The sequence below is a fragment of the Streptomyces lydicus genome, assembly GCF_004125265.1.
Taxonomy (GTDB): Bacteria; Actinomycetota; Actinomycetes; order Streptomycetales; family Streptomycetaceae; genus Streptomyces; species Streptomyces lydicus_C.
Genome location: NZ_RDTE01000003.1, coordinates 6,131,682 through 6,150,398, shown reverse-complemented (window position 1 = coordinate 6,150,398; position 18,717 = coordinate 6,131,682). Strand labels below are relative to the sequence as shown.

Here is an 18,717-nt window from a genome sequence, read left to right as displayed (position 1 = left end):
GCGGTCAAGTACCCCTCAAGGGTCTCACGGACCACCGACACTCCCGACTGGGTTTTCGAACCGGTGGGTCGGTTACGGCGTCCGGGCCGGTCAGCACGGTGGCCGGGCAGGAACGGCACCACTCACTGGGCAGGGGCGGCACGGTGGCCGGGGCCGCCCGGTGCCCGCCGGTCTCCACCGGCGGGCACCGGGCGGGTGACCCGTCAGCCCTTGTAGTCCTGCCCGAGCAGCACCGTGATGTCGGCGTTCGAGGCGCCCTTGCCCTGGGTGACCACGCCCGCCGGCAGGCCCAGGGTCTTGGCGACCTCCGCGGCCTTGGCCTTCTGGGCGGTGTCCGCGTAGGTGATCCTGGACGTGGCGGCCGGGCCCGCGGTGCCCGCGTCGACGAAGCTGTAGCCGCCGTTGAGCAGCGCGACCTGCGCCTTGTTCGTGGCGCCCTTGGTGCCGGTGGCGTTGCGCACGGCGACCCGGGCGGTCGCGTCGGGGGCGGTCTTCTTGACCGTGCCGCCGAGCACGTCCTTGACCACACCGGCCGCGGCGGCCTGGCTGAGCGTGCCGTCGGCCTGCACGGGCAGCAGCGTCGTGCCGTACGCACCGGTCTTCGCCAGCTCCGCCCGCTGCGCCAGCGAGCTGCCCAGCTGGCCCTCGGTGAGCGGCGGGTCGAGCACCTGCAGCAGCGACTTCACGGTGGCCGTGGCGCCGTCGGCGTCGCTGGAGACCTTCTTCAGGGTCGCCTGCATGACCTGGCCGAACCGCTGCAGCTGCCGGGTCTGGGGCTCGCCCGGCGCCTGGTAGGTGGCGTACGCGACAGCGGCCTGGCCGTTGAGGTCCTGGGCGCTGCCCTGCTTGACGAGCGGGGAGTCGCCCTTCTTGGCTCCGGGCACGGTGGCGTCGGTGTCCAGCGTGATCCCGCCGACCGTCTCGACGAGGTTCTCCAGATACGGGGTGTCCAGCCGCCAGCTGGCCTTGAGGTCGGCACCCAGGAGGCTGTTGAGGGAGTCCCGGGTCGGCTCGGTGCCGTCGTCCTTGACGGACTTGCCGAGCGTCGTGGAACTGCCGTCGTCCTTGGGGACGACGAGGCTGTTGGGCAGGAGGACGGTGGTGCCCTTGTGGGTGGTCGTGTTGTCCACCAGCAGCGCCGTCGAGCTGTTGCCGGACTTGGTGTCCCGCAGATGGACCACGAGGACGTCGCGCTTCTGCCCGGCGGCCGCGGCCGTCTGGCCGCTGCCCGGACCGGCCAGGCCGGGCAGCTTGCCCGCCCACCACAGATAGCCGACGCCGCCGGCGACCAGCAGGGCCAGCACCACGGACAGCGCGACGATGCGGCTGCGGCCGCGCCGTTTGGCCTCCTCGCGCCGCTCGGTGCGGCTCTCGGTGAACTTCAGCCAGTCGATGACGTCTTCGGAGTCCTCGTCCGGCTCCTCGATGAAGGAGAACTGCTCGGTGCGGTACTCCGGGTCCTCGCCCGGGGAGCCGGGCGCACCGCCGGCGCCGCCCGCCCCGTCGCCGTCGTCCGCCGGGGCCCGGTGCCGCTCCGGCGGCCGGGGCGGCTGGTCCTGGCGCTGCGGAGCGGGCTCGTCGTAGCGGGGCCCGTCCGCGTAGGAGGTCTGCTCGTACGGGGACTGCTGCGCCTGCTGGGGAATCCACTCCTGCTGGTGCGGCTGCTGAACGGGCTGTTGCTGAGGAGGCTGCTGGGGCTGGGCGTACGGGTCGTACTGCTGCGGATAGCCGGGGTGGTCCTGCACCTGCGGACGGCCGTACGCGTCGTAGCCGTACTCCGCCTGCCCCCGGTGCCCCTGATGCTCCTGGTATCCCTGCGGCGCCTGGCCGCCGCCCTGGTGACCGCCCTGGTGGCCGCCGTAGGGGTCGTAGCCCTCATAGGCGGAGGGGGCGGTCTGCTGCCCGTAGGCGTCGTACTGCTGCTCGTACGACGGCTGCGCGGCGTCGTGGTACACCGGCCGCCCGTAGGCGTCGTAGGTGTAGCCCGTATGCCCCTGCTCCTGGCCATAGGGGTCGTGGGCATACGGGTCCTGCGGCCCGTACGGATCCTGTCGGTCGCTCACCGGTGCCCCTTTCCGTCAGCCCCGTCAGCGGTCGTTGCGGTACAGCTGTTTTTTGTCGATGTAGCGCACCACACCGTCCGGCACCAGGTACCAGACCGGATCCCCCTGGGCGACGCGCGCCCGGCAGTCGGTCGAGGAGATGGACAGCGCCGGCACCTCGACCAGCGACACCGCCCCCGCGGGCAGCCCGGGGTCCGCGAGGACATGGCCGGGCCTGGTCACCCCGATGAAGTGGGCGAGCGAGACCAGCTCCGCGGCATCGTGCCAGGTCAGGATCTGGCTGAGCGCATCGGCGCCGGTGATGAAGAACAGATCCGCGTCACGGTGCTCGGTCCGCAGGTCACGCAGCGTGTCTATGGTGTACGTCTTGCCGCCGCGGTCGATGTCGATGCGGCTGACGGAGAACTGCGGATTCGACGCGGTCGCGATGACCGTCATCAGATACCGGTCCTCGGCCGGGGACACCTTCTTGTGGCTCTTCTGCCACGGCTGTCCCGTCGGCACGAAGATGACCTCGTCGAGGTGGAACTGGCTGGCCACCTCGCTGGCGGCGACCAGGTGTCCGTGATGGATCGGGTCGAACGTGCCGCCCATCACTCCGAGTCGCCGCTTCACGGGCCCTGTGTGCTCTCCCATGCGTGCAGACCCTACTGGGCTGTGCGCGATGCCGGGGGCCGGGTGCCGGGCTCAGCGGTCCCGGTTGAAGCGGGTGGTGATCCAGAGCAGGAGGAGCAGGACAAACAGGGCGCCGCCGCCGGTCACGAAGGGGCTGAGGCTGTTGTGACCGCCCTCGTGTCCGGAATCGGCGGCGAGGGAAACCAGGGACTGTGCGGTGGTGTGCAGGCTCATCGTCGGCAGGACCAATCCGGGCTGGGGTCGGGCAGAGACTTCCACCACATCGTAAGCGGCGTCTCACCGCGGGCTCACGGCGACTCCGCCCGGAGGTGTCCGGGCCGCGCGCGGGAGGGTCAGTCCTGGCCGTAGCCGCGCAGCAGGAACCAGGCGAGCAGGCCGGCGCCCACGAAGCCGACGACGATCACGGTGCGCAGGATCCATCCGGGTCCGCCGTCCCTGGCGGTCTCCTGGGCTGCGGCGAGCAGCACGCTCGGATACGGCATGACGGTGCGCTCCCTCGGGTACGGCCCGTGCGCTCATCCGTACGGGCCCGTGCGGTCATTGGTGCGATCGCCAGCGTACGCCCGAGCATCCATTCTCCTGTCGGCGGCGTCCTCTAGTGTGAAACACACGCAGTCGAACAGGGGGAGGCCCCAATGACGGAGAGCCCAGGCGGCAGCGCGAACGTTCCGAGCCGGGACCGGCGGCGATTCCCCGGAATCTCGTCGCGGTCGTACGAGCACCCGGCGGACCGTTCGGCGCTGGTGGCGCTGCGCAAGCTGAGCGGGTTCGACACCGTCTTCAAGACGCTCAGCGGCCTGTTGCCGGAGCGCAGCCTGCGGCTGCTGTTCCTGTCGGACTCGGTGCGGGTGGGCGAGCAGCAGTTCGCGCACCTCAACGACATGCTGCGCGACGCCTGCTACATCCTGGACCTGGAGAAGGTCCCGCCGATGTACGTCAATCAGGACCCGCAGCCCAATGCCATGTGCATCGGTCTGGACGAGCCGATCATCGTGGTGACGACCGGTCTGGTCGAGCTGCTGGACGAGGAGGAGATGCGGGCGGTCATCGGCCACGAGGTCGGGCATGCGCTGTCCGGGCACGCCGTCTACCGCACGATTCTGCTGTTCCTCACGAACCTGGCCATGAAGGTCGCCTGGATCCCGCTGGGCAATGTCGCGATCATGGCGATTGTGACCGCACTGCGCGAGTGGTTCCGCAAGTCGGAACTCTCCGCCGACCGCGCCGGGCTGCTGGTCGGCCAGGACCTGCAGGCCTCGATGCGCGGACTGATGAAGCTGGCCGGCGGCAATCATCTGCACGAGATGAACGTCGACGCCTTCCTGAAGCAGGCGGACGAGTACGAGGCCGGCGGCGATCTGCGCGACTCCGTGCTGAAGATCCTCAACCTGCTGCCGCGCAGCCACCCGTTCACGACCGTACGGGCGGCCGAGCTGAAGAAGTGGGCGGCCAGCCGCGACTACCAGCGGATCATGGACGGCCACTACCCGCGCCGGGACGAGGACAAGGACACCTCGGTCTCCGACTCGTTCCGGGACTCCGCGGCCCACTACGCCGACTCGGTGCGCAACAGCAAGGACCCGCTGATGGGCCTGGTGCGCGACATCGCGGGCGGTGCGGGCGATCTGGGCGGCAAGCTGCGCGACACGGTCTTCCGGGGCGGCGCACGCTCCGACGGCCAGGGCGGCGGCAACGGCAGCAACGGCTCCGACGGGAGCGACCGCCCGGAGGGCTCCTGACGCAGGTCCGGAGGCCTCCTAACGCAGCGGACGGCTCGGCTTCGGCTGGGCGGAGGGCGCCAGCTCACCGCAGAGCGAGGGGTTGGCGCGGTCCCTGGCGTAGGGGTCGGTGCCCCGGGGCCGGTCCTGGCCGGCGTGCTGTCCCGCGAACAGCGGGCGCAGCGCGTCGGCGGGCCGTGAGGAGCAGGCCAGCGGCCCGGCCTGCAGGCTGCTCTGCACGACCTCCAGGCGGTGGTCGTTGAGGTTCTCCCGGCTCAGCCGGAAGTGCACCTCACGCCGGACGGTGACCAGCGAGGCGGCGCCCGGGGTGGGCTTGCCGACGCCCTGGCCGGGGGCGTCGGCCGGCGCGCCGGGAGCGGGCCGGACGGCGTAGACGAAGGTGTAGTCGGCGGTGACGTCGAGCGCGTCCGGACTCAACTCCGACGCCGCCAGCGTGCCGTTGACCCGGACGTTCCGGTCGGCGAGCCGGGTCTGCCGGGGGTCGAAGCGGATCAGCCACCCGGTCGCCGCGTCGTGGCCGTTGTCGTCGGGGCGCGCCAGGCTGCGGTCGAACTGGTCGAGTTGGCCGGTGTCGAGCAGCAGCCGCACCGGCCGTACGGACCCGCCGGTGAGGGTGTCCGGGTCCAGCGAGGACCGGACGAGGTAGTCCTTCGCGACGGTCAGGGCGGCGACGATCTGGCCGTCGGAGAAGTGCTCGGTGCGGGTGACGGGGGGCAGATTGACGCCCGCGGCGCCGATCCGGTAATTGGCCGCGGGGCTGTGGGCGAAGAGGTCCCCCGGCGTCGCTCCGGGGACGTCCCCGGCCGGTGCGAGCGGCACCACCGCGGACCGCAGCGGCTGCGCCCGGACCGTCTCCGGGGTTTTGTAGGGATGGCGCACGCCCATGTAGACGGCGGTGCCGAAGGCGAGGACGATCAGCAGCACCAGCAGGACGGCCTGCCGCGAGCCGCCCAGCCGCATCCAGGCGTGCCGGGTTTTGACGGCCGGCGCATGGTGTTCGCCCAGCCGCTCGTCCGCGGAGAATTCCTGCAGTCGCGCAGCGCGGACAAACGATTCGTCGAAGACGACGGATCGGTATTCGTCCTCACCGCCTCCCGGGGCGCCGTTGGGCGTCCCTTCGGGAGGGTCCCCAGGCCCGGTCATACAACAAGAGTAGGTCCGCCGGGGCGAAGGTAAACGCCGGGGCGGCGGCCAACTTCGCGGCGGGATTCCGTTTCGAAAACCCGTTTTGCGGGCACCGCGTCACGGCGTCAGTGCGGCCTGGGGACCGCCGGGAACGACGGACGCAGCGGCTCGGCCGACGGGAGGCCGGGGCGCGCCGTGCGGACGCTGTCCACGACGCCCGTGGCCGGGGCGTCCACACCGCTGGAGGTGGGCGCCGGTGCGGGGCTCTGGGTCCGTCCCGAGGAGCCGCGGTAGACGGCGCTGAAGGCCAGCGCGACCAGCCCGATGCCCATCACCACGGCCAGCACCCAGGCGACCGGCCGGTGCCAGCGGGTACTGCTGCGGTAGGGGCGCAGCGCCCCGCCGTAGGGGCCGTACGGGCCGTAGGGCGGGTAGTCGCCGAACTCGCCGTCGTCCTCGTACTCGGCGTAGTCGGTGTACCCGTCGAAGTCGTCGCTCCCGCGGACGCGGCGCCGGCTGCGCAGGCCGGTCTCGTCCACGTCGTCACCCTCGGGGCCGAAGCCGGGGCCGGAGCGGGCCGCCTCGGCCTCCGCGCGCGCCTCGGCGGCGGCCAGCATCCGCTCGACCGCCGAGGGTTCATGAATCTGCGCCGACCGGACGAATTCCTCGTCGAAGACCACGGAGGCGAATTCTTCGTCCGCTTTTCCGTGGCTCCCGTGGTGGTGCTCGTCGGGCTCTTCACCGTCCGGGAACGGCTTGCCCCCCACGTCGTCCGGCACCCGTCCAGGTTAGCCCCGGGCGCTCATTTTGGGCAGGGAGAACGGGGAATCCGGGGACGCTTCAGCGGGTGTGGCCGTCTCCGGTGAGGATGTACTTGGTGGAGGTCAGCTCGGGCAGTCCCATCGGGCCGCGGGCGTGCAGCTTCTGCGTCGAGATGCCGATCTCCGCGCCGAAGCCGAACTGGCCGCCGTCGGTGAAACGGGTCGAGGCGTTGACCGCGACGGTGGTGGAATCCACCAACTGGGTGAAGCGCCGGGCGGCGGCCTGCGACGTGGTGACGATCGCCTCGGTGTGACCGGAGGTCCAGCGCCGGATGTGGGCCACCGCGGCGTCCAGGTCGGGCACCACCGCGGCCGCGATGTCGTACGAGAGGTACTCCGTCGCCCAGTCCTCGTCGGTGGCGGGGGCGACCAGCCCGGGGCCGGCCTGCTGCCAGGCGGCGTCGCCGTGCACGATCACCCCGGCCTGGGTCAGCGCCTCCAGGGCGCGCGGCAGGAACTTCTCGGCGATCCCGGCGTGCACCAGCACCGTCTCGGCGGCGTTGCAGACGCTGGGCCGCTGGGCCTTGGAATTGACCAGGATGTCGACGGCCATGTCGAGGTCGGCGGCCTCGTCGACGTAGACGTGACAGTTGCCGGTACCGGTCTCGATCACCGGGACCGTGGACTCCTCGACGACCGTACGGATCAGGGAGGCGCCGCCGCGCGGGATCAGCACATCGACCAGGCCGCGGGCGCGCATCAGCTCGCGCACCGAGTCGCGGCTCTCGCCGGGCACCAGCTGCACCGCGTCGGCGGGCAGCCCGGTGCTGCGGACGGCGTCGCGCAGCACGTCCACCAGGGCGCTGTTGGAGGCGTACGCGGAGGACGAGCCGCGCAGCAGCACCGCGTTGCCGGACTTCAGGCACAAGGCGGCGGCGTCCACTGTCACATTGGGCCGGGCCTCGTAGATGATGCCGATCACGCCGAGCGGGACCCGGACCTGCCGCAGGTCGAGGCCATTGGGCAGGGTCGAGCCGCGCACCACCTCGCCCACCGGGTCGGGCAGCGCCACGACCTGGCGGACGTCCGCGGCGATGGCCGCGATCCGCTCGGGGGTGAGGGTGAGCCGGTCCACGACCGACTCGGCGGTGCCGGCCGCCCGCGCCTTGGCGATGTCCTCGGCATTGGCCGCGACGATCGCGTCGGTCCGCTCCACCAGGGCGTCGGCGATGGCGAGCAGCGCTGCGTCACGGGCCGTACGCGGCTGCGGCGCCAGGACGGCGGCGGCCTCCCGCGCGCGGCGGGCGGTCTCGAAGACGGGCGAGGAGTGCGATGCGCTGCTGGTCATGGCCGCAGCCTAACGGGGCGGCGGGCCGCGGCCACGCCGTATCTCACAGCGCGGGACGCGGACGACCGAGGGTCAGAAGGGGTGGACGCCGACCGGGGACGCCGGAGGCGGACCGTAACCCTCCGCTACCCGCTGGTGATAGGTCTCGCGGTCGATGACCTCCAGGCCGACGATCTCCCACGGCGGCAGCTTGGCGGTCGAGCGGTGCTCGCCCCACAGCCGCAGCGCGACCGCAGCGGCGTCGTGCAGGTCCCGCGCCTCCTCCCAGTAGCGGATCTCGGCGTGGTCGTTGGCGTAGCGGCTGGTCAGCAGGAAGGGATGGTCGTGGGCGAGCTGTTCCAGTGCCCGCCGGACCTCCTTCAGCGGGGCCTCGGCGCCCGAGACGCTGAGGGTGATGTGCCACAGCCGGGAGGTCTCGCGCTGCCCGGCGTCCGGACCGCGCTGTGCCGCCCCGTCCCGCTGTGCGCTCCGCTCGTCCGGCCGGCCGGTGTCCTCGCCGGATCCGACGCTGGTCAGCGTGCGCTCCGCCGTCCCTCGGGGCAGCGCCCCTGGGCGCCCTCGTCTCACCGGCGGCCTCCTGTGATGCGAATCGCTCCGCCCTCGGGGGTGCGGAGCCTCGTACGTCGGCGGGTGCGCTCGCGCGCTGCGGGCGCCGCTCCCCCACGGCGTCCCCGCAACAAAGTTGACCAGCCCGCGGCCCGTCGCGGGGGCGTTTTCCCCAAGGTCTCCACGGAAAGACCGGCTCTTCGCACCGCGCGGTGGGAGGGGTTCACGGAGCGTGACGACCCTCGGCCGGAGGGCGCCGGGGCGCGGCCTCAGGGGTGCAGCAGCACCAGATCGTCGCGGTGCACGACCTCCCGCTCGTAGGCGGGGCCCAGCTCACGGGCGAGATCGCGGGTCGAACGCCCCATCAAACGGGGGATTTCCCTGGCATCGAAATTGACCAGCCCGCGGGCGACCGCGCGGCCCTCGGCGTCCCGCAGCTCGACCGGGTCACCTGCGGAGAACTCGCCGTCCACGGAGGCGATACCGGCCGGCAGCAGCGAGGAGCGCCGTTCGACGACGGCCCGTACGGCGCCGTCGTCCAGGACGAGGGCGCCGCGCGGCGTGGAGGCGTGCGCGAGCCACAGCAGCCGGTCCGCGGAGCGGCGGCCGGTGCGCAGGAAGTGGGTGCCGGTCGCGCCGCCGGCCAGGGCGTCCGCGGCGTGGACGGCGGAGGTCAGGACGACCGGGATGCCGGCCGCGGCCGCGATCCGGGCCGCCTCGACCTTGGTGACCATGCCGCCGGTGCCGACCCCGGCCTTGCCCGCGCTGCCGATGGAGACGCCCTCCAGGTCCGCGGGGCCGCCGACCTCCGCTATCCGGGAGGTGCCGGGGGCGGACGGGTCTCCGTCGTAGAGGCCGTCCACGTCCGAGAGCAGCACCAGCAGGTCGGCGCGGACGAGATGGGCGACCAGGGCCGCCAGCCGGTCGTTGTCGCCGAACCGGATCTCGTCGGTGGCGACGGTGTCGTTCTCGTTGACGATCGGTACGGCGCCCATGGCCAGCAGCTGGTCGAGGGTCCGGTAGGCGTTGCGGTAGTGGGCCCGGCGGCTGGTGTCGTCGGAGGTCAGCAGGACCTGGCCCACCCGGCGGCCGTAGCGGGCGAAGGACGCGGTGTAGCGGGCGACCAGCAGGCCCTGGCCGACGCTGGCGGCGGCCTGCTGCCGGGCCAGGTCGCGGGGCCGGCGGTCCAGTCCCAGGGGGGCCAGCCCGGCCGCGATGGCTCCGGAGGAGACCAGCACGATCTCCTTGTCCTGATGCTTGGCCAGCACATCCACCAGCGCGTCCACGCGGTCCGCGTCCAGTCCCCCGGCGGCCGTGGTCAGCGAGGACGAGCCGACCTTCACCACGATCCGGCGAGCGTCCTTCACGTCCTGCCTTGCGCCTGCCACCTGCATACCCCTGTGCTCGCCGATCTCACCGCCGTACGGGGGATTACCGCCCGACCCGCACCACGGCCCTACGGGCGCAATCTACGGCAGAGCGGACCCCGGGCGCTTCGTGATATTGCCTGGCGGACGCCCTGCGGGCGCGGACCCGCCGGACCCGGCGCCCGGGAAAGGGCGCAGAATAGGGGCCGAAATGCCGGGCCTCGCCTCCGTGCCTTTCCCCGCCCGCGCGGTTTTCCTTAAGAGGGAAGCCGAGGCCAAGAGGTTGCGTTCGATTGGTCCGCTTTCGCGGTGATGAGAGCCACAGCAGATTGTCACCAAGGCCAACAAGGTCATACGGTCGGGTGTCCATCGGTCCCGTTTCGCCGCTCCGGCGGTGTCGCAGCGCGGGACCCGGCCGCCCCCCTCGGCCTCCCCTTTGACCTTTCGTGCTGCCAGGAGCCCTCCCCCGTGCCTTCCGCCGGAATCGCCCCCCGCCGAGCCGTCCAGCTCGCGGCACTTTTCGCGATGATGGTCGCGTTCACCGCCCAGTTGGTCGGTGCGCTGCTGCCCGTCATCCCGCTGTTCATCGCCGCATCCGTGGTCAACCTGGGCCTCGACCTGGTCCTCCAGCACAAGCAGCCCGGCCTGCTCGCGGTGCTCGGCCGGATCCGGTTCGACGTCACGGTGCGCCAGTTGCTGCGCGACATGCTGATACTGGTCGGCCTGCTGCACATCGACGGCATCAACCCGCTCGAAGAGCAGGCGCCGCTCACCATCACGCTGCTCCTCTTCTACGGCACCCACTTCGTGTGCCAGGCGGTCGCGGTGCTGGTCCGCAGGACCCGCAGTCTGCCGTTCGTGACCCGTAACATCGACGCGAGCGCGCTGCGGCTGTGCGACGCCCCGCCGCGCATCCTCTCCCGCCAGACGGGCCGGCGGCTGCTGCGTTTCTCCGTGCCCACCACGGTCGGCATGATGCTCACCTCGATCACCACCGACGCGTACTGGGGCGGCATCGGCCTCGCCGTCTCCCTGACCCTGTCCGCCGGCGGCACCCTCTACCTGAGCACCTGGCTGCTGCCCAAGAAGCGGGTGGCCAGCGAGAAGCAGGCCCTGGCGTGGCTGGACGACTGGCTGGCCGGGTACCGGCCGACGGTCGGCATGTACTTCTCCGGCGGTTCCTCCTCCGCCTACCAGGCCAACATGTGGCTGAGCACCCTGGCCTCCCTGGACGGCAACCCGATCATCGTGCTCCGTGAGCGCTTCATGGTGCAGAAGATCGAGGCCACGGACGTGCCGATCGTCTGCATTCCCAAGGTCGCCAACCTGATGCGGCTGGAGCACTCCACGCTCAAGGTCCTGCTGCACCCGGCGAACTCCGGCAAGACCTCGCAGATCCTGCGCATCCCCTCCATCAAGCACGCCTTCACCAACCACGGCGAGAGCGACAAGCTGTCCTCCTGCAACCCGTACGCCAAGGCGTACGACGAGGTGTGGGTGGCGGGCCCGGCGGCCCGTGACCGCTACCAGCTCGCCGACATCGGCGTCGAGGACAAGGACGTCATCGAGGTCGGCCGTCCCCAGCTGGCCCCGATCCAGCCGTACGCGGGCGCCCCGGCCGGCCGGATGACCACCGTGCTGTACGCCCCGACCTGGGAGGGCTGGGACGGCAACCCGGGCAACACCTCGGTGATCCTGGCGGGCGAGAACATCGTCCGCGAGCTGCTCGCCGACGAGAACGTGCAGCTGCTGTACAAGCCGCACCCGATGACCGGTTCCGTGGACCCGCGCGCGGGCGCCGCCAACACCCGCATCCAGGCGATGATCACGGAGGCGAACACCCGGCGCAGCGGGGAGCGGCCCGGCCCGGAGGCCGCCGCCGAGCTGGCCCGCCGCGCCGACGAGCTCAATGCGCTGACCACCTCCGCGTTCCGCAAGAGCGCGGACGAGCTGGAGCGGATGGGGCTGCAGGGCACCCCCGAGGAGGGCCGCGCCGCCGCCGTCGAAGCGGCCGTCACCGCCTGGGAGGCGGCGTACTGGAACTCCTTCCCCCGGTGGGAGCACCGCATCATCACCACCGCCCGCCCCGGCATCTTCAGCTGCTTCAACCAGGCCGACGTGCTGATCAGCGATGTCTCCAGCGTGGTCTCCGACTACCTGAGCAGCGAGAAGCCGTACGCGGTCGCCAACACCTCGGGGATGAGCGAGGACGACTTCCGGGCGAACTTCCCGACGGTGCGGGCCGCGACGATCCTCACGCCCGGCGCGCACGAGGTGGCGGGCCTCCTCGACGCGGTCCGCAACCCGGAGCAGGACACCCTGGCCGCGGAGCGGGCCGAGCTCAAGGAGCACCTGCTGGGCCCGTCGGACCCGCCGTCGTCGGTCCGCTTCAACCAGGCCGCGCTGGACCTGGCCGCGAAGGCCGACGAGCGGCGCATCCGGATGGAGAACCGGCTGTCCGGTATCCCCGGCCAGCGCTCGCAGGAGGACGTGGACGCCTCCGAGACGGCCGAGAACGAGGCCAGCGGCGCCTCGGACACCACGGCCGCCGTCTAGGCCGCAGCGGGCCGCTCACGGCTTCGGCCGCGGCGCGGGACCACACCGAAACGGGGAAGGCCCCGGGAGTTCTCCTCCCGGGGCCTTCCCCGTTGCTGTGGCCGTGGCCGTGGCCGCGGTGCCGGGGCGGTCCGCCCGGCAGTGGTACCGGGGCGGCCCGCCCGGCGGCCTCAGAAGGGCCGGAAGCCCTCGTACTCCTGGTCGGCCTCGTCCCGTGCCAGGTCCCGGTCCCTGCGGCGCTGCGCGGCCGGCCGGGGCGCCTCCATACGGTGGTCCTCGCCGCGCCGGCCCAGCATCTCCGCGCCGGCCGCCATCATCGGCTCCCAGTCGAAGACGACCGCGTTGTCCTCGGGGCCGATGGCGATGCCGTCGCCCGCGTGCGCGCCCGCCTTGCGCAGGGCGTCCTCGACACCGAGGCGGTTGAGGCGGTCGGCGAGGTAGCCGACGGCCTCGTCGTTGTTGAAGTCGGTCTGGCGGACCCAGCGTTCGGGCTTCTCGCCGCGCACGCGGAAGAAGTTCTCGCCCTCTTCCGTGACCGTGAAGCCGGCGTCGTCGACGGCCTGGGGCCGGATGACAATACGGGTGGCCTCCTGCACGGGCTTGGCGGCGCGGGCCTTGGAGACGACGTCGGCGAGCGCGAACGACAGCTCCTTCAGGCCCGTGTGGGCGGCCGCGGAGACCTCGAACACGCGGTAGCCGCGCTCCTCCAGGTCGGGGCGGACCAGGTCGGCGAGGTCCTTGCCGTCCGGAACGTCGATCTTGTTGAGGACGACCATCCGGGGCCGGTTGTCCAGGCCGCCGTACTGCGTCAGCTCCTCCTCGATGATGTCGAGGTCGGAGACCGGGTCGCGGTCGGACTCCAGGGTCGCGGTGTCCAGGACGTGCACCAGCACCTCGCAGCGCTCGACGTGCCGCAGGAACTCCAGGCCCAGGCCCTTGCCCTGGCTCGCGCCGGGGATCAGGCCGGGGACGTCGGCGATGGTGTAGACGGCCGAACCGGCCGTCACCACACCGAGGTTGGGCACCAGGGTGGTGAAGGGGTAGTCGGCGATCTTGGGCTTGGCGGCGGAGAGCACCGAGATCAGCGAGGACTTGCCGGCGCTCGGGTAGCCGACCAGCGCGACGTCCGCGACGGTCTTGAGCTCCAGCACGATGTCGCGGGCCTCACCGGGCTCGCCGAGCAGCGCGAAACCGGGGGCCTTGCGGCGGGCCGAGGCCAGCGCGGCGTTGCCGAGGCCGCCGCGGCCGCCCTGCCCGGCGACGAAGGTGGTGCCCTGGCCGACGAGGTCGGCGAGCACATTGCCCGCGCGGTCCAGGACGACGGTGCCGTCGGGGACCGGCAGGACCAGGTCCTGGCCGTTCTTGCCGGAGCGGTTGTCGCCCGCGCCCGGCTGGCCGTTGGTGGCCTTGCGGTGCGGGTGGTGGTGGTAGTCGAGAAGGGTGGTGACGTCCTGGTCGACGACCAGGATCACGTCACCGCCACGGCCGCCGTTGCCGCCGTCCGGGCCGCCGAGCGGCTTGAACTTCTCCCGCATCACGGAGGCCACGCCGTGGCCTCCGTTACCCGCGGCGACGTGCAGCTCGACGCGGTCCACGAAGGTGGTCATGGTGGGGGTGCCTCCAGATAACTACGGGTATGTCGCTGCGCTGCGCGCATGTCGCTGTCGCGGTGGAGCGCGCATGTCTCTGTACTAACACGCAAGGGCGGACCGGCCTTCCCGCTCGCGCGGGAGAAGGCGGTCCGCCCCTGAGTGATGCTGATGCTGAGCTATCGCTCGGTCAGGCCGGAATTACTCGGCGACCGGAACGATGTTCACGACCTTGCGGCCGCGGTGGGTGCCGAACTGCACCGCACCGGCAGCCAGCGCGAACAGGGTGTCGTCGCCGCCGCGGCCGACGCCCGTGCCCGGGTGGAAGTGGGTGCCACGCTGGCGGACCAGGATCTCACCGGCGAGGACGGCCTGACCGCCGAAGCGCTTCACGCCGAGCCGCTGAGCATTGGAATCGCGACCGTTCCGAGTGGACGATGCGCCCTTCTTGTGTGCCATGTCTCCTCAGTCCCTTACTTCGCCGGAGCGTCGATGCCGGTGATCTTCAGCGCCGTGTGGAGCTGGCGGTGGCCGATCCGCTTCTTGTAACCGGTCTTGTTCTTGTACTTCTGGATCCGGATCTTGTCGCCCTTGTGGTGGTCGACGACCTCGCCCTGGACCTTCACGCCGGCCAGGACCCACGGGTCGCTGGTGACCGAGTCGCCGTCGACAACCAGCAGCGTGGAGAGCTCGACGGTGTCGCCGACCTTGCTGGTGGAAATGCGGTCAACCTCGATGACGTCGCCAACAGCAACCTTCTGCTGGCGTCCGCCGGTGCGCACGATCGCGTACACGCGGAACTCTCTTTCGCTAGGAACGGATCCTCTGATGCCAGCCGCTCACACGGGCTCGGGATGGGGCCCGTGGAATCCGAGTGGACGAGCGGCCTCCCTCGGCGGACCGAGAGGTGTGTGCTCAGGGGTTTCGGTGTCATAGACACCGACGGTCAAGGTTACGGGGCCTTGACCAGGGGGTCAAACCGGCCCCGGACCGCCGGCGGTCCGGGGCACGGCCCGTGCTGCGCGGCGGCTTACGCCACGCCCTCCGTCTGCGCCACCGACGACTCCCCGGCGGCAGCGGTCTTCTTGGCCGCCGCCTTCTTGGTCGTGGCCTTCTTGGTGGCGGTCTTCTTCGCCGTGGCCTTCTTGGCGGTGGCGGTGGTCTTCTTCGCCGCCGTCTTCTTGGCCGTGGTCTTCTTCGCCGCGGTCTTCTTGGCGGTGGCCTTCTTGGCCGCCGTCTTCTTCGCGGTCTTCTTGGCTGCGGGCTCCGCCTGGGCCTCGGCGGGCTCCGCGGCCCGGGCCGGCTCCGGCTCGCCGACCGGCTCGGCCGACGGGGCCGACTCGGCGGGGACCACGATCTCGGCGGCCTCACCGGCGGCCTCGGGGGCACCCGCAGGAGCGGACACCTTCCGGGTCGCCCGACGCCGCGGACGGGCCGGTGCGGGCTCCGCGGCCGGCGCCTCGGTGACCGGCCCGGGGGCCTGCTCCGGCTCGGCCTGCGGGGCAGGCTCGGCGGGGACCACGATCTCGGCGGCCTCACCGGCGGCCTTGGGGGCGCCCGCGGGAGCGGACACCTTCCGGCTCGCCCGGCGGCGGCCACGGCCGCGTCCGGCGGCCGCCTCGGCCTCGGCCGGGCTGCCGAACCACTCGTCGGTCCCCTCCACCGCGGGCTGCAGCTCGGCCTCCGTCACGGGGGCGGGCTCCAGCTCGGGGGCGGCGGCCTCCGCGACAGCGCCCTCCCCGGCGGGCAGGGCGGCCTCGGCCTCGTGGACGTGCGGCTCGGACCGGTCGCCCTTGCCCTTCTTCTTGCGCTTGCCACCGCCGCCGGCCGTCGTCGGCTGGTCCATGTGGACGATGACGCCGCGGCCGTTGCAGTGCACACACGACTCGGAGAAGGACTCCAGCAGGCCCTGGCCGACCCGCTTACGGGTCATCTGGACCAGGCCGAGCGAGGTGACCTCGGCGACCTGGTGCTTCGTACGGTCCCGGCCCAGGCACTCCAGCATCCGCCGCAGCACCAGGTCCCGGTTGGACTCCAGCACCATGTCGATGAAGTCGATGACGACGATGCCGCCGAGGTCGCGCAGCCGCAGCTGGCGCACGATCTCCTCGGCCGCCTCCAGGTTGTTCCTGGTGACGGTCTCCTCGAGATTGCCGCCCTGACCGGTGAACTTCCCGGTGTTGACGTCGATCACGATCATCGCTTCGGTCTTGTCGATCACCAGCGAACCGCCGCTGGGCAGCCAGACCTTGCGGTCCAGTGCCTTCATCAGCTGTTCGTCGATGCGGTACGTCGCGAAGACGTCGACGTCCGAAGTCCACTTCTGCAGCCGGTCGGTGAGGTCCGGGGCGACGTGCGCGACATAGCCGTGGATGGTCTGCCAGGCGTCGTCACCGCTGACGATGACCTTGGAGAAGTCCTCGTTGAAGATGTCGCGGACCACCCGGACGGTCATGTCCGGCTCGCCGTAGAGGAGCGAGGGGGAGCTGGTGGAAGCGGCCTTCGCCTTCTTCTGGATCTCTTCCCACTGCGCCTGCAGCCGCTGGACGTCGCGCGCCAGCTCGTCCTCGCTCGCGCCCTCGGCGGCGGTGCGCACGATGACACCCGCGTCCTCGGGGACGATCTTCTTGAGGATCTGCTTCAGCCGCGCCCGCTCGGTGTCGGGCAGCTTGCGGCTGATACCGGTCATCGAGCCCTCGGGCACGTAGACCAGGTAGCGGCCGGGGAGCGAGACCTGGCTGGTGAGCCGGGCGCCCTTGTGGCCGATCGGGTCCTTGGTGACCTGCACCAGCACGGACTGGCCGGACTTCAGCGCGGTCTCGATCCGGCGCGGGCCGTTGGCCATGCCCAGCGCCTCGAAGTTGACCTCACCGGCGTACAGCACGGCGTTGCGGCCCTTGCCGATGTCGACGAAGGCGGCCTCCATCGACGGCAGAACGTTCTGCACCTTGCCGAGGTAGACATTGCCGACGTACGAGGTCGCCTGCTCCTTGTTGACGAAGTGCTCGACGAGCACGTTGTCCTCGAGGACGCCGATCTGGGTGCGCTCGCCGCTCTGGCGGACGACCATCACCCGCTCGACGGCCTCGCGGCGGGCCAGGAACTCCGCCTCGGTGATGATCGGCACCCGGCGGCGGCCCTGCTCGCGGCCCTCCCGGCGGCGCTGCTTCTTGGCCTCCAGGCGCGTCGATCCCTTGATCGACTGCACCTCGTCGGCGCTGGTGCTCTCGTCCTTCTTGCGGGGCTCGCGGACCTTGACGACCGTGCGCTCGGGGTCGTCGGTGCCGGTGGCCCCGTCCTCGCCGGCGTCACCGGTACGACGGCGGCGGCGACGGCGACGGCGGCTGCTGCTGGAGCCGCCGCCCGGCTGCTCGTCGGCCTCGTCCTCCGCCTCGGGCTGCTCGTCGGCCTCCTCGGGCTCGGCCCGCTCGCTTTCGCGCTCCTCGGCGCCGCGGTCCTCGGCGGACTGCTCCTCGGCTCCCTCGGCGGACTCACCGCGACGGCGGCGACGGCCACCACGGCGGCGGCGGCGCGAGGGGCGGCCGTCGGACTCGTCCTCGCCCTGGCCGCTCGCGGCCTGCTCGGTCTCCGGTTCGGCCGCTGCTTCGGCCTCCTCGGCCGCCGGCTCCTCGGCGGGGGCGGCGGAGACCTGCTCGGGCTCGGCCGGGGCGCCACGGCGGCGACGGCGGCGGGCTCCGGCGGCGGGCTGCTCCTCCACGGCCGGCTCGGCGGCGGTCTCCTCCTGGCGCGCCGCGGCAGCGGCGGCGGCCGCGGTCTCCGGCGTCTGGAACATCGGCTCGGTGAAGACCGGCGCCTGGAAGACGGCCGTCGGCGGCCGCTGGGCCCGGCGGCGGCCGCGCTGCGGCGCCTCCTGTGCGGGCTCCTCCTCGGCGCGGGGCGCCTCGGCGGCGGGCTCGGCGGCACGCTCACCACGGCGGCGCGCCCGGCGGCGGGGGGCCTCGGCGGTCTCGGTCCGGGCGGTCTCGACCTCGGCGGTCTCGGCGGCGGTCTCGTCCTCGGCGGTCTCGGCTTCGGCGGCCGGAGCCTGCTCGGCCTCCGCTTCCACGGCCTGTCCGGCGGCCTGCGGCGCACCCTCGGGAGCGGTGGCCTTACGGGTGGCACGGCGGCGGGAGCGGGCGGGCCCCGCGTCCTCGGCGGCGGCCGGGGTCTCCTCGGCACGCTCGGCCGGGGCGACCGGTGCCGCGGTCTCGGCGGCGGGAGCGGCGGTCTCGACGATCGCCTCGCCGGCGTCGCTCGCCTGCGGGGCTCCGGCCGGAGCGGTGACCTTGCGGGTCGCCCGGCGGCGGGTACGGCGCGGCGCGGCGTCCTCGGTCTCCTCGGCGGCGGCCGGGGCGGGCTGCGCGGCGGGCGCGGGCTCTTCGACGGCGGCCGGGGCGGCGGGGGCGGGCTCTTCGGCGGCCGGCTCCTGACCAGCCTCGGGCTGCGGGGAACCGGCCGGGGCGGTCACCTTGCGGGTCGCCCGGCGGCGGCCGCGGCGCGGCGCGGCATCCTCGGTCTGCGGCGCCTCGGCGGGCACCTCGGCGGCGGCCGCGGGCGTCTCGGCGGCGGGTTCGGCAGGGGCCTCGGCCGCCTCGTCACCGGCCGGCTGCGGGGCTCCGGCGGGTGCGGTGGCCTTACGGGTCGCGCGGCGGCGGGAACGGGCCGGCTTGGCCTCGTCCCCGGTGGTCACCGCGGAGGCGGCGGCCTCCTCGTCGAGGGCCGTACCGGCCGTGGAGGCGGCGGTGGCCTCGGTGCTCACCACCTCGGCTGCGGCGGCGCCACCGGCGACCGGAGGACCGGCCGGCCGGGAGGCCGCACGGCGCCGGCGGCGCGGCGGCAGCGTGTCGCTGGGTGAGTGGTTGTCGTCGGCGCCACGGTCCTGGGACTGCGTGGCGCGGGTGGGCTCAATGGGCTCGAGCATGCGGGCGGTTCTCCCGTCACGCTCCCGGGCGCCGCGCCTGATTCCGGCCGCGGTCCGCGTGATGAG

Annotated in this window: 15 protein-coding genes; 2 read left to right on the top strand and 13 right to left on the bottom strand. The window is 72.5% G+C overall.

What is annotated here, in order from left to right; all coding sequences use genetic code 11:
- Positions 1–203 precede the first annotated feature (203 nt).
- From D9V36_RS29570 to D9V36_RS41140, 4 genes are all read right to left on the bottom strand, one after another.
- Entirely contained in the window at positions 204–2,063 is a 1,860-nt protein-coding gene (locus D9V36_RS29570; protein ID WP_129296439.1) for an LCP family protein, read from the bottom strand.
- Positions 2,064–2,087: 24 nt separating this feature from the next.
- Positions 2,088–2,699 carry a nicotinate-nucleotide adenylyltransferase gene (nadD, locus tag D9V36_RS29565; protein WP_129296438.1) on the bottom strand — a complete coding sequence of 204 codons (612 nt, stop codon included), beginning with the start codon at positions 2,697–2,699 and terminating at the stop codon, positions 2,088–2,090.
- A 51-nt stretch (positions 2,700–2,750) separates the two neighbouring features.
- On the bottom strand, positions 2,751–2,912 hold the full coding sequence (locus D9V36_RS41145) for a hypothetical protein (RefSeq protein WP_164993055.1): 162 nt from the start codon (positions 2,910–2,912) through the stop codon (positions 2,751–2,753).
- Between the two features lie 119 nt (positions 2,913–3,031).
- The gene (locus tag D9V36_RS41140) at positions 3,032–3,181 is read right to left on the bottom strand and encodes a hypothetical protein (protein WP_164993054.1); all 150 of its coding nucleotides are present in this window, start codon (positions 3,179–3,181) and stop codon (positions 3,032–3,034) included.
- 153 nt (positions 3,182–3,334) lie between these two features.
- Between D9V36_RS41140 and D9V36_RS29560 the strand changes: the two genes are divergently transcribed.
- A complete protein-coding gene (locus tag D9V36_RS29560) occupies positions 3,335–4,438 on the top strand; it encodes a M48 family metallopeptidase (RefSeq protein WP_129296437.1) in 1,104 nt (367 codons plus the stop codon).
- Positions 4,439–4,456: 18 nt separating this feature from the next.
- On the opposite strand, the gene D9V36_RS29555 is transcribed toward D9V36_RS29560, so the two are convergent.
- The 5 genes from D9V36_RS29555 to proB all read right to left on the bottom strand — a co-directional run bounded on the left by D9V36_RS29555 (position 4,457) and on the right by proB (position 9,612).
- Positions 4,457–5,581: a hypothetical protein gene (locus D9V36_RS29555; RefSeq protein ID WP_129296436.1), complete on the bottom strand. Its 1,125-nt coding sequence runs from the start codon at positions 5,579–5,581 to the stop codon at positions 4,457–4,459.
- Between the two features lie 107 nt (positions 5,582–5,688).
- Positions 5,689–6,342: a hypothetical protein gene (locus D9V36_RS29550; protein WP_129296435.1), complete on the bottom strand. Its 654-nt coding sequence runs from the start codon at positions 6,340–6,342 to the stop codon at positions 5,689–5,691.
- A 61-nt stretch (positions 6,343–6,403) separates the two neighbouring features.
- Positions 6,404–7,672, bottom strand: a complete 1,269-nt coding sequence (locus D9V36_RS29545; RefSeq protein ID WP_129296434.1) for a glutamate-5-semialdehyde dehydrogenase — start codon at positions 7,670–7,672, stop codon at positions 6,404–6,406.
- Positions 7,673–7,744: 72 nt separating this feature from the next.
- A complete protein-coding gene (locus D9V36_RS29540) occupies positions 7,745–8,239 on the bottom strand; it encodes a hypothetical protein (protein ID WP_129296433.1) in 495 nt (164 codons plus the stop codon).
- A 248-nt stretch (positions 8,240–8,487) separates the two neighbouring features.
- Positions 8,488–9,612 carry a glutamate 5-kinase gene (gene proB / locus D9V36_RS29535; RefSeq protein ID WP_164993053.1) on the bottom strand — a complete coding sequence of 375 codons (1,125 nt, stop codon included), beginning with the start codon at positions 9,610–9,612 and terminating at the stop codon, positions 8,488–8,490.
- A gap of 441 nt (positions 9,613–10,053) precedes the next feature.
- On the opposite strand from proB, the gene D9V36_RS29530 reads away from it, so the two are divergent.
- Entirely contained in the window at positions 10,054–12,141 is a 2,088-nt protein-coding gene (locus D9V36_RS29530; protein ID WP_129296431.1) for a hypothetical protein, read from the top strand.
- 170 nt (positions 12,142–12,311) lie between these two features.
- Here the strand turns inward: D9V36_RS29530 and obgE are convergent, their stop codons facing one another.
- The 4 genes from obgE to D9V36_RS29510 all read right to left on the bottom strand — a co-directional run bounded on the left by obgE (position 12,312) and on the right by D9V36_RS29510 (position 18,651).
- A complete protein-coding gene (gene obgE / locus D9V36_RS29525) occupies positions 12,312–13,748 on the bottom strand; it encodes a GTPase ObgE (RefSeq protein WP_129296430.1) in 1,437 nt (478 codons plus the stop codon).
- A 183-nt stretch (positions 13,749–13,931) separates the two neighbouring features.
- Entirely contained in the window at positions 13,932–14,189 is a 258-nt protein-coding gene (gene rpmA, locus D9V36_RS29520; protein WP_018088248.1) for a 50S ribosomal protein L27, read from the bottom strand.
- A gap of 14 nt (positions 14,190–14,203) precedes the next feature.
- Positions 14,204–14,524, bottom strand: a complete 321-nt coding sequence (rplU, locus tag D9V36_RS29515) for a 50S ribosomal protein L21 (protein ID WP_006605648.1) — start codon at positions 14,522–14,524, stop codon at positions 14,204–14,206.
- Positions 14,525–14,760: 236 nt separating this feature from the next.
- A complete protein-coding gene (locus tag D9V36_RS29510; protein WP_129296429.1) occupies positions 14,761–18,651 on the bottom strand; it encodes an Rne/Rng family ribonuclease in 3,891 nt (1,296 codons plus the stop codon).
- Positions 18,652–18,717 lie beyond the last annotated feature (66 nt).